The organism is Caballeronia sp. LjRoot29, from assembly GCF_964252755.1.
GTDB lineage: Bacteria > Pseudomonadota > Gammaproteobacteria > Burkholderiales > Burkholderiaceae > Caballeronia.
In genome coordinates, this window is record NZ_CAXUPU020000011.1 from 162785 (window position 1) to 177938 (window position 15154).

15 protein-coding genes are annotated in these 15154 nt (G+C 60.6%); 10 read left to right on the forward strand and 5 right to left on the reverse strand.

Going from position 1 to position 15154, the window contains the following annotated elements:
* Positions 1 to 210: 210 nt before the first annotated feature.
* Complete coding sequence (locus ACSQ83_RS15225; protein WP_436228711.1) at positions 211 to 1104, reverse strand: LysR family transcriptional regulator; 894 nt, start codon at positions 1102 to 1104, stop codon at positions 211 to 213.
* 121 nt (positions 1105 to 1225) lie between these two features.
* Between ACSQ83_RS15225 and ACSQ83_RS15230 the strand changes: the two genes are divergently transcribed.
* A complete protein-coding gene (locus tag ACSQ83_RS15230; protein WP_436228712.1) occupies positions 1226 to 2059 on the forward strand; it encodes an SDR family oxidoreductase in 834 nt (277 codons plus the stop codon).
* A gap of 14 nt (positions 2060 to 2073) precedes the next feature.
* On the opposite strand, the gene ACSQ83_RS15235 is transcribed toward ACSQ83_RS15230, so the two are convergent.
* Positions 2074 to 2853 carry a hypothetical protein gene (locus ACSQ83_RS15235; RefSeq protein ID WP_436228713.1) on the reverse strand — a complete coding sequence of 260 codons (780 nt, stop codon included), beginning with the start codon at positions 2851 to 2853 and terminating at the stop codon, positions 2074 to 2076.
* Positions 2854 to 3479: 626 nt separating this feature from the next.
* Here ACSQ83_RS15235 and ACSQ83_RS15240 point away from each other — a divergent pair.
* Positions 3480 to 3833 (forward strand): DUF1428 domain-containing protein, encoded by a 354-nt coding sequence (locus ACSQ83_RS15240; RefSeq protein WP_436228714.1) that lies wholly within the window; start codon positions 3480 to 3482, stop codon positions 3831 to 3833.
* Between the two features lie 30 nt (positions 3834 to 3863).
* On the opposite strand, the gene ACSQ83_RS15245 is transcribed toward ACSQ83_RS15240, so the two are convergent.
* Positions 3864 to 4802, reverse strand: coding sequence for a DMT family transporter (locus tag ACSQ83_RS15245; protein WP_436228715.1), 939 nt, complete (start codon positions 4800 to 4802; stop codon positions 3864 to 3866).
* A gap of 311 nt (positions 4803 to 5113) precedes the next feature.
* On the opposite strand from ACSQ83_RS15245, the gene ACSQ83_RS15250 reads away from it, so the two are divergent.
* The 7 genes from ACSQ83_RS15250 (at position 5114) to denD (ending at position 11886) form a co-directional block, all read left to right on the forward strand.
* The gene (locus ACSQ83_RS15250; RefSeq protein WP_436228716.1) at positions 5114 to 5818 is read left to right on the forward strand and encodes a FadR/GntR family transcriptional regulator; all 705 of its coding nucleotides are present in this window, start codon (positions 5114 to 5116) and stop codon (positions 5816 to 5818) included.
* Positions 5819 to 5842: 24 nt separating this feature from the next.
* Positions 5843 to 6745, forward strand: a complete 903-nt coding sequence (gene ltnD / locus ACSQ83_RS15255) for an L-threonate dehydrogenase (protein ID WP_436228717.1) — start codon at positions 5843 to 5845, stop codon at positions 6743 to 6745.
* Positions 6745 to 8031, forward strand: coding sequence for a 3-oxo-tetronate kinase (gene otnK / locus ACSQ83_RS15260; protein ID WP_436228718.1), 1287 nt, complete (start codon positions 6745 to 6747; stop codon positions 8029 to 8031). Before ltnD ends, otnK begins: the two co-directional genes overlap by 1 nt.
* Before the next feature lie 2 nt (positions 8032 to 8033).
* On the forward strand, positions 8034 to 8687 hold the full coding sequence (otnC, locus tag ACSQ83_RS15265) for a 3-oxo-tetronate 4-phosphate decarboxylase (protein WP_436228719.1): 654 nt from the start codon (positions 8034 to 8036) through the stop codon (positions 8685 to 8687).
* A 68-nt stretch (positions 8688 to 8755) separates the two neighbouring features.
* Positions 8756 to 10093 (forward strand): MFS transporter, encoded by a 1338-nt coding sequence (locus ACSQ83_RS15270; RefSeq protein ID WP_414948626.1) that lies wholly within the window; start codon positions 8756 to 8758, stop codon positions 10091 to 10093.
* A 22-nt stretch (positions 10094 to 10115) separates the two neighbouring features.
* Entirely contained in the window at positions 10116 to 10913 is a 798-nt protein-coding gene (gene otnI / locus ACSQ83_RS15275) for a 2-oxo-tetronate isomerase (RefSeq protein ID WP_436228720.1), read from the forward strand.
* A gap of 7 nt (positions 10914 to 10920) precedes the next feature.
* On the forward strand, positions 10921 to 11886 hold the full coding sequence (denD, locus tag ACSQ83_RS15280) for a D-erythronate dehydrogenase (RefSeq protein ID WP_436228721.1): 966 nt from the start codon (positions 10921 to 10923) through the stop codon (positions 11884 to 11886).
* Between the two features lie 7 nt (positions 11887 to 11893).
* Here denD and ACSQ83_RS15285 read toward each other — a convergent pair whose 3' ends face one another.
* Both ACSQ83_RS15285 and ACSQ83_RS15290 read right to left on the reverse strand, forming a co-directional pair.
* Complete coding sequence (locus tag ACSQ83_RS15285) at positions 11894 to 12586, reverse strand: response regulator (protein WP_436228722.1); 693 nt, start codon at positions 12584 to 12586, stop codon at positions 11894 to 11896.
* Complete coding sequence (locus ACSQ83_RS15290; protein ID WP_436228723.1) at positions 12583 to 14268, reverse strand: ATP-binding protein; 1686 nt, start codon at positions 14266 to 14268, stop codon at positions 12583 to 12585. Before ACSQ83_RS15290 ends, ACSQ83_RS15285 begins: the two co-directional genes overlap by 4 nt.
* Before the next feature lie 311 nt (positions 14269 to 14579).
* On the opposite strand from ACSQ83_RS15290, the gene ACSQ83_RS15295 reads away from it, so the two are divergent.
* Positions 14580 to 14945, forward strand: coding sequence for a DUF2866 domain-containing protein (locus tag ACSQ83_RS15295; RefSeq protein WP_436228724.1), 366 nt, complete (start codon positions 14580 to 14582; stop codon positions 14943 to 14945).
* Positions 14946 to 15154 lie beyond the last annotated feature (209 nt).

A 15154-nucleotide genomic window follows, 5' to 3' on the forward strand; every position in this document is an offset into this window, starting at 1 on the left:
GATGAGCAATTGGAGAATGCGGCCGTAAGGTGCCGCGAATGTTCCCGCTATGGCGCCGGTACTGACAGCGTGTTTGCGTGCTTCGCATCCTACCGCACGAAGCAACAACGCGCTCCGTAAGCCGAGGGAAACTTGATGAGACGTTGGCGGAAGCTCAACGGTTGCGTCGCGCGGTCGGCGTTCTTTGATCAATCCCAGGTGCGAACCTGCTCACGGCATCTCACGCAACATATCGACAAACGCTTTTAGCCCTGAAGGCACATGACGGTGCCCGGGATAATAGAGAAATAATCCGGGAATGGACGGGCACCAATCGTCCAGCACCGTCACCAATTTGCCTGCCTTGATAAGCGGCTGAGCGGAATGGTCCGGCACGTACGCAATCCCCAATCCGTCCGCTGCCGCCTCGATCGTCAACCCGATATGGTCGAGGGTGAGCGAACCCGGCACATCGACCGTCAACTCCTGGCCGTGCTTCGCGAATTCCCATCGATAAAGCTTGCCGCTTGGCAGGCGAACGCGAATGCAGGCGTGATCCTTGAGATCGTCCGGTACGAGTGGCGGCGTTCGCCCCGCGAGATAGGCGGGCGATGCAACCGCGAGAAAACGCACCGGGCCACCGAAGCGCACGGCGATCATGTCCTGCGGCAATGATTCGCCGAGTCTTACGCCGGCATCGAAACCGCCAGCCACAATATCGATCAGCCGGCCTTCCGTTACCAGGTCGACCGACATGTCCGGATAACGCGCAAGAAAGGTTGGGACAACTGATTGCATGAGCAGCCTCGCCGCCGGCTCACTGGCATTGATACGAAGTGATCCGCTGGGGCGGCTACGCACTGAATCGACTTCTTCCAGCGCAAGGTCGAGTTCCTTTAGCACCGGTTGTAGACGGGCGACGAGGCGTTCGCCGGCCTCAGTCGGAGAGACGCTGCGGGTTGTGCGATTCAGCAGCCGCACGCCCATCTTCAACTCGAGCGTTCGCATCATGTGACTGAGCGTGGACGGCGAGACCCCCAGTTCATCCGCCGCTTTGCGAAAACTGCGATGCGTAACGATCGCGGCCAGTGCAGTCAGGTCGCTCAGGGCGGGCCGGTCATTCATGGCTAATTTTCATCAAGGCATCCAATATCGTGCGGATAGTATCAGGAATAGAGCGGGTCTAGCATGGTCCTCAAGACGCGTGGCAATCTCGCGGCGCGGTTGGTTTTTGGGGACAATTCACATGAGTCAAACATGGTTTATCACCGGGGGTTCTTCTGGTTTCGGGCGTTTGCTGGCTGAAAATTTATTGGCACGCGGCGACCGCGTGGCCGCTAGGTTACGCAAGGTGCGCGCCCTTGACGACTTGAAGGAACGGTTCGGCGAGCGCCTTTGGGTGGCATCGCTGGATGTGACGGATACCCACGCCATCCGGCAAGCAACCAGCAGGGCTTTTGCCGAGTTGGGGCGTATCGATGTGGTCGTCAGCAACGCCGGATACGGACTGGTCGGCGCAGCGGAGGAAGTGAGCGATGAGCAGATCCGGCAGCAGATCGACACTAACCTTATCGGCTCGATCCAGGTCATACGCGCCGTGTTGCCGCATTTGCGCGCCCAAGGCGGTGGCCGGATCCTGCAGGTGTCGTCAGAAGGCGGACAGATTACGTATCCGGACTTCAGCTTGTATCACGCGACGAAATGGGGAATTGAAGGCTTCGTCGAGGCGGTCGCCACGGAAGTTGCATCGTTCGGAATCGAGTTTACGATTGTCGAGCCGGGGCCGGCAAAAACGAGTTTCAGCGGGGGCATTGTCAAATCGACGCCCATGGCGATCTACGACAACACGCCCGCCGGCGATGTCCGGCGCGCGATCGAAACAGGTTCGTTCGCGTTGAGAGGCGATCCGCTCAAGATGGTCCAGGCGATGCTCGATAGCGTCGAGCGCACGCCCGCGCCGCTGCGGCTGACCTTGGGTAGCGGCGCCTTTGACAGGGTCCGCGCGGGGCTGTCGAAACGGCTTGCCGAGTTGAATGCGCAGGAGGACATCGCCCGGTCGACGGAACTGGACGACGCGTAAGTCAGCGGCGTGAATCAGTGCTTGCCGTAGATTTCGTTGTTGTTCGCGAATACCTGAGGACTGCGTCGGATCCTGCGTTTTTCAAGCGGTTGCCGATGCGTCAAATTCGCAGCGTCGCTCCGTTGGTTCACCTTCACGGCGGTGACCTGGTTTGCGCCCGATTGTGTGACGGCACGAAGAAGCATTGCGCGTGCTTCGGAATCGGTTACGTCGCTCGCTAGCGCGTCACCGGTGGATCGCAAGACGCACGGCACATCGCCTGCTTTCTCGCAGGCCCGGGCTAGACCCACAGCCGAATCTCTCGCGTGTTCGCGCTGGGCCAGTTCGAAGGTGATTCGCTGGACATCTGCTCGTTGATCCGCACCCGGAGGAAGCAGGGTCAGCTGCTGGCGGGCCGTGTTCAGCTCGCCTCGCACCATCGCCGAACGCACTGCATCGATGATTCTCGCCACATCGATCGACGCGTTATTTGCAGTGAGTGGCGCGTTGATGCTGGCCGGTTGAGCGGCTGCGGTCACGTTGTTCTCAGCGGGCGGCCCGCTCGCGGACTTCGCTTCTTGGAGCGTGTCATTGTCAGCAGAGCCGTAATACAGGGACGAAGCGCCCGCGATCATCGCAATCAGGACGATAAGGGCAGCCCCGGTAAATTTGATGCGTCTTTTCGAACGGCTTTGTGCAAGTAACGTAGAAGTTTCCGGTACGGGCGCACTCGGATAGCGCGAATCCGCCGGCAGCGTCTCCTCATGGAACCGGTCGGAAAATACTTCGTTTGGCGTTGCTTTGGCGGCGCTCACGGCCGCTGGTTTCGTTTTACATCGCGGACATGTTGCGCCAGCCGATGCCAGGAAATTGCCGCATACGGGGCAGTCACTGGTGGTTTCTTGGGTACGCACGTTTAGGTCGGTCATCAAAAGGCTTGGAAAAGCATTAAGCAGGTCACGGCGTTTTCTTACTGCGCAGGACGTGTTCGATGCCGAAACGTTCGGGTATTGAATCGGCCTCGCAGTTGCCTATTTTCGCCTAAAGCGCTACTTTAACGCGGCACGTCGTTGATCAGAGATTGAGCGTCGCTTCATCGGCTCACAAATACCCTGTTTTTGGCGGGTTTTGACCGTTCCTGACGATTCCCGTCTTCGCAAAGTGATTCGAAGCGAGCGCTTGAGCGCCGCAGACAGCGTTTATTGCGCGCCACCATGTCGGCCGGCGCCAGCGCCAGCGGCAAAGCGGCGCAAACCCGCAAGTCCTTCGGCAAACACCGCCTGAATCTCTACGCACGACCAATCGCGACACTTCAGAAAATAGTTGGCAAGGCAAGTCGATTCCCGAACGCACCGTACGTCGTGGGGATGGAGCGGCGATGCGAAAAATGTTGCTTCGTGCCCCTTATTATCGACATCGGAAAATCGAAAGGAGAGCGGTCATGACTTACGTAGATGGGTTTGTCGTCGCGGTGCTGACAACAGATCGCGAGACATACACGAAGCATGCTGAAGCGGCAGCGGCCGTTTTCAAGGAGAACGGCGCGTTGAAGGTAGTCGAATGCTGGGGGGACGACGTGCCCGAAGGGAAGCTGACGTCGTTCCCAATGGCAGTCAAATGCAAGGACGACGAGACGGTGGTGTTCTCGTGGGTCGTGTGGCCGTCGCGTCAGGTGAGGGATAAAGGCATGGAAGCGGTAATGGCCGATCCCAGATTGCAGCCCGACACGAACCCGATGCCTTTCGACGGCAAGCGCCTGATCTACGGTGGTTTCGAGGTGATCGTGGACGCATGATCGGGCGATGCGCTTGGGCCACCGAACACGCTACTTCACAGGAGCCTCACGTCGCGGACGCATGCCCGGCAGCCGCCTGATCACACCCGTAGCCAGCGCCGTCCCGACCAGAATAGTGGCACATGCCTTGATCATTCCGGGTGACACCTGTTCCGAGAGGAAGAGTGCGCCCCAGAGAATGCCGAAGATCGGGATGACGAACGTGACGCTGATCGTGCGCGCCGGACCGGTTGCCGCAATGAGACTGAAGAACAGCATATAAGCGATGCCGGTACACGCCACGCCAAGTGCGATTACCGCTCCCCAGGATTGCGCCGAGATGGGCGTAGCTGGCCACCAGACCACCGCGAACGGCAGCAGCACGGCTGTTGCTGCGGTCATCGTGCCGGTGGCGACGACGAGGGAATTGACGCCGGTGAGATTGCGTTTGGTGTAGCTTGCCGAGATCCCATACAGCAGCGTTGCGCCGAGCGCAGCCGCCGCCGCGAGCGCGGTTGTCGCCGGCGTTACAGGCACCCCTGTGCTCGTCCCTATATCCATCTGATTCCAGACCAGCGCGACCACGCCGAGAAAACCAATCACCAGTCCGACGATGCGTAACCCGGTCAGGCGATCCTTCAGCCACAGGAATGCAACGATCGCGCCCCACAGCGGCGTGGTTGCGTTGATCACCGACGTCACGCCCGCCGATAACGTGAGTTCCGCGTAAGCGAAGAGGCAGAACGGTGCAGCCGAGTTCAGGATGCCGACCACGAAAAGCGGCCATGCATGGGTGCGCATGGTCTGCAGGGAGGCGCGAGCGGACCCGCGCAGGAGCAGCACGGCCAGCAGGAACAATGCGCCGATGCCGACCCGCAGCGCCATCGACGGTGCGACGCCAAAGTCAGCGACACCGATGCGGATAAAGAGGAACGACCCTCCCCACAAGGCGGCGAGGACGAGCAACTGGACGATATTTATCGGATTCATTTGAGGGCGTCGAGCGCAGTGGAGTCGTGACGCGGCGCCATCGTATGCGTGCTTTGGCGCGAGATGGTTCAGTGCGGCGTAAAACGACGAATGAGCAACACCGGAGGTCGCTGGATGTTGTCATCGTAGGTGTATTGGCCCCAAACAGCCAAACGAACAATTCTCATGCGTATGTGAGAAAAATTACGATCGAATCGCATAGCAAGGATGAAATCGCCGCCCGCCCAAGGCGCTCTCAGGGTTATCTCTAGTATCTCAACAAGTTGGCAAATTTGTATGATGACCACATCACCTAACAAATCAGGGGCTGCATGTTCGACAAGATTCCTGCCAGGGCCCTGAGCGATACCGTCGCGCAGCAGCTTCAGTTGCAAATCGAAAAGGGCAGCTTCGTCAAAAGCGGCAAGTTGCCGACGGAAGCCGTGCTGGCCCAGGAGTTCGGCGTGAGCCGGACGGTTATCCGCGAGGCGATCTCGCGGCTGAAGAACGAAGGCATGGTCGAGCCGCGCCAGGGCAGCGGCGTGTTCATCGTCGAACGGGCGGGGATCAGGCCGCTGCGAATCGATTACGCCCAAGCCGTCGAACCGGGCGCGGTCGTGCAGATCCTGGCGCTGCGCCGTGCGATCGAGGCGGAAGTTGCGTCGGAGGCGGCCATGCGCCGCACGGACGTGCAAATGGACGTGATCGAAGCGAAGCTGGCGCAGATTGAACTCGCCGTTGCGCAAGGCGAGGACGGTGTCACTGAAGACGTCGAGTTCCACCGGGCGATTGCCAGCGCCACCGGCAACCCGTATTTCCTGACCACGCTTGCGTTCCTGAACCAGTATCTCGAGGCCGGCACGCTCGTCACGCGTCGCAACGAAGCACTGCGGGAAGACTTTTCGCGGCAGGTCCGCGAGGAACATGCGCGGATCGCAGCGGCCATTCGCGCAGGCGACCCCATGGCCGCACGTAACGCTGCACAGACCCATCTTTACAACGCCGCTCGCCGCCTCGCGGAAGCCGGTATTTGCTGACCCGTTAATTCGAAGGATAACGAAATGTCCAGAAGCGTAGGAGTGATCGGCCTGGGTGCAATGGGTCTGGGTGTAGCGCGTTCGTTGTTGCGCGCGGGCTTCAAGGTTCATGCTTGCGACGTGCGTGCTCAAGTACTCGAAGCATTCGCGGGCGAGGGCGGCATCACCTGTGCCACGCCGGCCGAGCTGGGTAGCCAGTGCGAGGTGGTGGTGACCGTGGTTGTCAACGCGGCGCAAACGGAGACCGTGCTGTTCGGCTCCGAGACTCATTCTGGCGCTGTTTCCACCATGAAACCCGGTGGTGTTGTCCTGGCGTGTGCGACGGTGTCACCGGCCTTCGCCATCGAACTCGGCAAGCGCGTGGAAGCGGCCGGCCTGCATATGCTCGATGCGCCCCTGTCCGGTGGCGCGGCCCGTGCTGCATCCGGCGAAATGACGATGATGACCTCCGGTCCCGAAGCCGCCTTTGAAGCTTGCGAGGATGTGCTCGAAGCGATTGCGGGCAAGGTGTACCGCATGGGCGACGAGCATGGCGCAGGCTCGAAGGTGAAGATCATCAACCAGCTTCTGGCGGGCGTACACATTGCCGCGGCGGCCGAGGCCATGGCGCTTGGGCTTCGCGAAGGCGTGGACCCGGATGCGCTCTACGACGTCATCACGCATAGCGCGGGCAACTCGTGGATGTTCGAGAACCGCGTGCCGCACATTCTCGCAGGTGACTACACGCCGCTATCCGCCGTCGATATCTTCGTGAAGGATCTCGGCCTCGTACTCGATACAGCGCGCGCATCAAAGTTTCCGTTGCCGTTGTCGGCCGCGGCGCACCAGATGTTCATGATGGCGTCGACGGCCGGCCACGGTGGCGAAGATGACTCGGCGGTGATCAAGATTTTCCCGGGCATCGACATTCCGAAGGGAGCCAAATAATGAGCAAGGCCTTGCTTGGCTGCATTGCCGACGACTTCACTGGCGCAACCGATCTTGCCAACATGCTTGTGCGCGGCGGCATGCGCGCGGTGCAGACCATCGGCGTTCCGGCATCGGATACGACGGCTACAGCCGGCCTGGAAGCCGACGCGCTGATCGTCGCGTTGAAATCGCGCACCATCCCCGCGCACGAAGCGGTCGCGCAATCGCTGGCGGCGCTCGAATGGCTGCGCGCGCGAGGCTGCCGGCAGTTCCTGTTCAAGTACTGCTCGACTTTCGATTCCACCGATAAAGGCAACATCGGCCCAGTCGCCGATGCGCTGCTCGATGCGCTGGGCGAGGACTTCACCATCGCGTGTCCCGCGTTTCCGGAGAACGGCCGCACGATCTTTCGCGGCAACTTGTTCGTGGGCGATGTGCTGCTGAGTGAGTCGGGCATGCAAAACCATCCGCTGACGCCCATGACCGATCCTAACCTCGCGCGTGTGCTGCAACGCCAGACGAAATCGAAGGTCGGGTTGATCGCTTATGACGTGATCGCCAAGGGGCCGCAAGCGGTGCGCGACCGGATCGCCGTGTTGCGCAAAGAAGGCGTGCGTATGGCGATTGCCGATGCCGTTTCCGACGCCGATCTTTACGTGCTGGGCGAAGCCTGCGCGGATCTCAAGTTGATCACGGGCGGCTCGGGTATCGCGCTCGGCTTGCCGCATAACTTCCGCGCGGCGAACTTGCTGACTCAAGCGGATCATGCGTCGGACTTGCCGAAGATCGAAGGTAAATCGGTCGTGCTGGCCGGCAGCGCATCGAAGGCGACCAACGAGCAGGTCGCGGAGTGGCGCGCGAGCAAACCGAGTTTTCGAATCGATCCGCTTGCGCTCTCGCGCGGTGAACCTGTCGTCGAAAAAGCCGTTGAATTCGCGGCGAAACACGGCGATGAAACCGTGCTGATCTACGCTACGTCAACACCCGACGAAGTGAAAGCCGTGCAGAAGGAATTGGGCGTCGATCAAGCAGGGCATCTGGTCGAACAAGCATTGGCATCGATTGCAAGCGGGCTTCGCGAGATGGGTGTGCGCAAGTTTGTCATTGCCGGCGGCGAGACGTCTGGCGCGGTCGTGCAGGCGCTTGGTGTGAAGTCGCTGCGGATTGGCGCCCAGATCGATCCGGGTGTGCCGGCGACGCAATCCATTGGCGAAGAACCGCTGGCGCTCGCGTTGAAGTCCGGCAATTTCGGCACGAGGGATTTCTTCGTGAAGGCACTGAACGCTCTCGATGGAGCCGCGTAACCATGGCGACGAACGAGAACCGCATTCGCGAAGAAATCTGCGAGACGGGCGCGAGTCTTTATGAGCGCCGTTACACGGTGGGTACGGCCGGGAATATCAGCGCGCGGCTTGACGACGGCTGGCTGATCACGCCGACCGACGCTTGCCTTGGCCGCCTCGATCCCGCAGATATCGCCAAAGTCGATGCAGCGGGTAATCATGTGTCGGGTGGTAAGCCATCGAAGACATTGGCGTTGCATCGAAAGGTCTATGAGAACAATGGCGACACGCACGGCATTGTCCATACGCACTCCACGCATCTGGTCGCTTTGACGCTTGCGGGTATCTGGCGGCGTGACGACGTATTGCCGCCCATCACGCCGTACTACGTGATGAAAGTCGGGCATGTGCCGTTGATCGCGTACCGGCGTCCGGGCGACCCCATTGTCGCGGATCAGGTCGCCGCGCTGGCGTCCAAGGTGCGTGCCGTTTTGCTGGAACGGCTGGGTCCTGTCGTCTGGGAAAAATCGGTCAGCCACGCGTCGTACGCACTGGAAGAGCTTGAGGAAACCGCACGGCTTTGGCTCCTCGCGCGATCGGCCAACGCGCCGCTTCCTGAGCCGCTCGACGAGGCGGCCATCGAAGATTTGCGCAAGACCTTCAACATCCGCTGGTAGCGCGTACGAAATCGAAGTCACCGAATCAACCGACCCAACGATCTAAAAACTGCCTCCTGGAGACGAGCATGACCCCTGACCAAGCGGTGCCTGGCGGCCCGCGCACGCCTGTAGCTTCTGCCTACGACAATCAAGAACTTTCCCGCACCTATTCAAAGGTGTTCTGGCGCATCGTGCCGTTCCTCATGCTGTGTTACGTGGTGGCCTATCTGGATCGCGTGAACGTGGGCTTTGCGAAACTGCAGATGTCGCAGGATCTGGGCTTCAGCGAGACTGTATTCGGCCTTGGAGCGGGGGTATTTTTTCTGGGCTATTTTCTTTTCGAACTGCCAAGCAATATCCTGATGCACAAGATTGGCGCGCGCATCTGGATTGCGCGGATCATGATCACCTGGGGCATTCTCTCGGCGCTCTTCGTGTTCGTGAAAACTCCCACGCAGTTCTATGTCCTGCGTTTCCTGCTCGGACTGGCTGAAGCAGGTTTTTATCCCGGCGTGATTCTGTACCTGACCTACTGGTTTCCGTCGCATCGGCGCGCGAAGATTGTTGCCGTGTTCATGTCGGCGATTCCGGTGGCGGGTATCTTCGGTAATCCGTTATCCGGGTGGATCATGCAGACGTTCTCGGACAGCCGCCACTTCGAAGGCTGGCAGTGGATGTTCCTGATCGAGGCTGTCCCGGCGCTGTTGATCGGCATTGCGACTATCCTCTATCTGGACAACAATATCCGCAGCGCGAAGTGGCTCAGTGAACGTGAAAAGTGCTTGCTGGAAGATGAAATCAGCGCGCAGCCGCAGCACGCCGGCGACAGCACCAAGCATTCGCTGCGAGCACTATTCGCCGACAGCCGCATGTGGTGGATGTCGTTGATTTACTTCGCGTTCGTGACCGGGCAATACGGCCTCACGTTCTGGATGCCGACCTTCATCAAGTCCACGGGCGTGAGCGGCGCATTCAATATCGGCTTGCTGAGCGCCATTCCGTTTCTGGTGGCTATTGTGGTGATGAACGTGCTGGGTCATAGCGCGGACAAGCGGCGCGAACGGCGCTGGCATCTGATCGTACCGGCGCTTGCTGCAGCAGTTGGCTTCTCGGTGGCGGCATCGTTCGCCGGCAACACCGTGGTGTCGATCATCGCGCTCTCCGTTGCCGCCGCCGGTGTCCTGACATGTGCGCCGTTGTTCTGGTCTTTGCCAACCGCTTTCATGTCGGGCGCCGCAGCGGCCGCCGGCATCGCGGTGATCAATTCGATCGGCAATCTGGCCGGCTTTGCGAGCCCCTACATGATTGGTTACCTGAAGGACCTGACGCACAGCACGGCGACGGGCATGTACGTTCTCGCCTGCATGCTTGTGATTGGTGCTGTTGCCACGTGGCTTGTGCCGGCCAAGCTCGTGAATCGCTGAACTCATACAAGGAGTCGATGTTATGCCCCGTTTTGCCGCCAACCTCACGATGATGTACACCGAGCACGCGTTCCTCGATCGTTTCGCTGCTGCTGCGAAAGACGGTTTCAAGGCCGTGGAGTTCCTGTTCCCCTATGACTTCGCCGCCGCCGAGATCAAGGCGCGGCTCGACGAACATGGCCTCACGCAAGCCTTGTTCAACGCACCGCCGGGCGACTGGGCGGCGGGCGAGCGCGGGATCGCTTCGTTGCCGGGGCGTGAGAACGAGTTTGCGCGTGCGCTCGATAAAGCGCTGGAGTACACCGCCGCGCTCGGCAACAAGACCTTGCACGTGATGGCGGGTCTGATCACGCCCGAACAATCGCGCGAGAAACATCGTGGGGTTTATCTGAAGAACCTCGAACTGGCGGCAAACGCTGCGCGCGGGGCTGGCATCACGATCGTTATCGAACCGATTAATACGCGGGACATCCCTGGCTTTTTTCTCAACCGCCAGGACGACGCGCAAGCGATTTGCGAGGAGATCGGTGCGCCCAATCTCAAGGTGCAATTTGATTGCTACCACTGCCAGATCGTGGAGGGCGACCTCGCGGTCAAACTTCGGCGCGACATGAAACGCCCGAATGCGGGCATCGGCCATATTCAGATCGCGGGTGTGCCTGAGCGGCACGAACCGGACTTGGGTGAACTGAATTATCCGTACTTGTTCGACCTGATCGATTCACTCGGCTACGACGGCTGGATCGGTTGTGAATACAGGCCGAAAGCCGCGACATCCGACGGGCTCGGCTGGATCAAACCTTATCTGCAACGTGCGTGAGGGCAACATGAATATTCTCATTACCGGCGGCGCCGGTTTTCTCGGACAGCGGCTTGCGCGCCGTCTTCTCGAACGCGGGACGCTAATGGGCCAACCGATCACCGGACTTACGTTGCTCGACGTCGTGCGTCCGCCGGATCTGGGCGACAAGCGCGTGCGCGCCGAGACCGGCGATATCGCGGGTCGCAGCGTGCTCGAGCGGTGCATCAGTGCTGACACGCACGCGATCTTCCATCTTGCCGCGATCGTGAGCGGGCAGGCGGAAGCGGATTTCGAACTGGGCATGCGGATCAATCTGGACGCATCGCGCCTGCTGCTCGATGTATGCCGTGCGCGTGGACACGCGCCGCGCGTCTTGTTCACAAGCTCCGTCGCGGTGTATGGCGGCACTTTGCCCGAGGTCGTACGCGACGATACCGCGTTGAATCCGAAGTCATCGTATGGAACGCAAAAAGCCATCGCCGAGTTGCTGTTGTGCGATTACTCACGACGCGGGTTTGTTGATGGCCGGGTGCTGCGCTTGCCGACCATCAGCGTGCGTCCGGGACGGCCGAATGCAGCGGCGTCGTCGTTTGCAAGCGGCATCATTCGCGAGCCGTTGAATGGTGAACGCGCGGTGTGTCCGGTCGGTGGCGACGTACGTTTGTGGCTGCTGTCCCCGAAGCAGGCAATCGAATCGCTGATTGCCGGTTGCGAGCTTGAACAGGCCGAACTCGGCACATGGCCGGTCGTCAACCTGCCGGGGCTTTCGGTCAGCGTGACAGAAATGGTCGATGCACTGAAAGACGTGGCCGGCGAAGACGTGGCTGCGCTGATCGACTGGCAACCGGACCCGAAGATCGAAAAGATTGTCGGGAGTTGGCCGGGGGCGTGGGACACGTCGCGAGGAGAAAAACTGGGGCTGGCGGCGGACCGCAACTTCAGCGAAGTCATTCGCGCCTTCATTGAAGGGAGCAAACCCGCTGGCGTTTGAACGCTCGCTAAAGTTCCAGCCGATACCCTACGCCGTAGACTGAAACAATCGGCTCGCTATCGGGGCGCACGACCTGCAGTTTGCGGCGCAGGTTCTTGATGTGACTGTCGATGGTGCGGTCTGTCACGACCCGATGATCGTCGTAGAGCTGGTTGAGCAAGTAATCACGCGGGAAGATCCTGCCCGGCGATTTCATCAGCAACGCGAGCATGCGCAGCTCGACCGGCGTGAGCTTCAGCTCCTCGCCGTCGAGCCGCGCGCTATGGAATTGCTGGTCCACTTCCAGGCCCGTTGCCGCGGGCGCAGCGGTTGCAATGGGTGGCGCCGCGCGTCGCAGAATGGCCTTCACTCGCGCGACGACCTCGCGTGGGCTGAAGGGCTTGCAGACGTAGTCATCGGCGCCAATTTCCAGGCCGCGCAGACGGTCGGCTTCATCCACGCGCGCCGTCAGAATAATCACCGGAATCGTCGAGAACTGCCGCACCTCGCGGCATATATCCATGCCGTTGCGCCCGGGCAGCATCAGGTCGAGCAGCATTAGCGAGGGCGGGGTGGTGCGAATGAACGGGATCACCTCGGCACCGTCGCTGATTGATGTTGTTTCGAATCCTTCGATGTGCAAATAGTCCGCCATGACCGCCGCCAGCTTCGGCTCGTCCTCGACGATCAGGATTCGAACGCCGCGTCGCTCGGTACTCATGCCACGCCTCCTTCCGGTTCAAAATGGGCTGTGATCCAGACGCCGCCAAGCGGTGACGGCCTGGCGATCGTCGTCCCGCCGTGCGCGGTCACAATGGCGCGGCACAGTGCAAGGCCGAGGCCTGCGCCACCGCTCTGGCGGCTGCGTGATTCATCGACTCGATATAAACGTTCGAACAAATGCGGCAACGCTTCGGCGGGCACGCCGGGCAGGGAATCCTGGATATCGAGCTGCCAGCCGTTAAGGCCAACAGTCACCGAGACGCATACGCTTCCGCCAGGATCGGTATAACGCAATGAATTGAGCAACAGGTTTTTAAGCAGTTGCACAAAGCGCGCGGGGTCGACCTGGAAGACCATGCCCGTTGAGTCGTTCGCTGACTTTTGCGCCGAGGATTCCGGCAGCGTCAGGCTCAATGCGATTTGCTTCGCTCTGAATGATTCCCGCATGGCTTCGACCGATGCACGCACCAACTGTCCGATATCCGCCGGCACTTTCCGGTAACTCAACGCGCCGACATCGCTCAACGATAACTCGTACAGGTCTTCGATCAACTTGTTCAGCATCGCGACTTCGGTCTGCAGTGAGGCGAGCGAGTGGTGATCGAATGCATGCACGCCGTCCTCGATCGCTTCCAGTTCACCGCGCAACACTGCCAGAGGCGTGCGTAGTTCATGCGAGATATCGGCGATGAAATCCCGGCGCGAGCGTTCCGCGCGCTGCAAGGAATCCGCGAGCACATTGAAGTCGCCTGCAAGCCGGTCCAGTTCATCGCGACGCCCGGCTGCTACGCGCGTCGTGTAGTCGCCGCCCGCGAGCCGATGCGTTGCGATCATCAGGCGCTTGACCGGCGCCAGCACGATCCGCGCGAGCAGCATGGCAACCAATGCAGCCAGGATCACGGCCACCCCGGCGATCTCCCAGGTCGCGCGCGCCTGTTGTGCCTGGAACGCGATATCGGCGGCATCGGAGAGTGTGTTGGGCGCGTTGGCCGCGACCCAGCCGACTATTTTGCCGCTGTAGACCACCGGCTTGAGGGCGGCGTCGGGCGGCGGATCTGAGTCGGTCGTCACGACCAGCTCATGGTTGGCGTCGTAGAGCGTGGCGGGTTGCGGAGCGCCTCGTCCTCCGCGTCCCATCAGCGGGCGTGGCGACCGTTCGTAGGCAGGGTCGTCGAACGCAACGTCATGTCCGGTGTTACGGTCGCGGCTTGCCACCACGCCCGAGTCGGCGAATGCGGGCGCGGGCAGGCGCATTCCCCAGTGCGAGCGTTCTTCGTTGCCCGACAGCGGCCCGAGCATTTGCTGGACGCTGGCGCTGCCGGGAAAGGTGCGCCAGCTCGGCGGCTTGTTCGTCTGCGCCTCGACCATCTCCTGCCTGAGGGCCTGATCGTGAGCGGCGTCGAGCAGTGTGATCCATTCTTCGGGATGCTGGCGCAGGAAATTCCAGCTGCCGTGAGCAGCGTATTCGGCCGTCACCTTCGCCATGACGGCGTTCATGCGTCCGGCGTCGCGCGCGCGGACGTAGTGCAGGAAACCGTTCTCGAAACTGAGGCGCAGCGCGTATCCCATTGTGAGGGAGATTGTCAGGCAGGCGATCAGCACTGCAAGGAACATCTTCCACGTAATGCCAAAGCGAATCTTGCCCGCGCGCGCACGCGAGTGGCTTCCAAGTGCTTTCAAAATGTTACGCGAGCTGCGGCGCGGGGTTGGGCCGATGGGCGGGCCTGTTTTTGCGCCGAGTGGTTCGCTATGTGTTTCGCTGTGCATTCGCGGATTCTAGTGGAAACGGGGGTGCTGGCTCAGGTTCGCGCGACGTTCCCGTGCAACCTCCACGATTTCTCCTTCTTTTGTTCACTGTCAGTGCGTGATGCCTGGCTAGTATTCGATCCTGCCAAAGGGGTCGTTCGAACCCGATTCACTTAGTTGCCGATTCCTTGTCGATTTATTGGCCGTTTCTTTGTCGAGTCTTTGTCGATTTTTGGAGAGAACAGATGCAAACCGCTTCGAGTGTTCAGCCTGGCTTATTGAAGGTCTTCGGACGCGGTGCGGCGTCGGCGCGTGGGGATGGCCATCGGGTGGTGGCCGAGGGACTCTCGGCTGGCTCTGCGAGCGCTGCGCAACAGGTCATCAAGCTGCGGGGCGCCCGAGTGTCGGAAACGCTGCCGCGGCCCTGGGGCGAGTGCTGCAGAATTGTCGAATGGGTCAATCGCGAAGGCCAATACTCGTGTATTGCAGTGCCGGGCGATGCGTCGGAGGAGGAGATTCGCCAGCGCATGCGTTCGCACAGGAACGGTCCGCAGTACCTCGTGGTGGATGATCGTGAGTTGCCAGGGAAGGTGGTTTTGCCGCGGGCTTAGAGAGTGGTGAGGTTTGGGCGGTGGGGATGCACGGGTTCTGGCGTTGGCGGTCGGGTTCTTTGCCGGGTTGCTGCTTTTTAGGTCTTCGCGGGTTATATCTTGGCTGTTTTCTTTATCACTATTAGCCACTGCGCGTGGCGGCGCGTCATTTCTTTGTCCAAAGCGACAAAGAAACGAAGCAAAGAAAACGCTTTCACCGCTCTACCCTA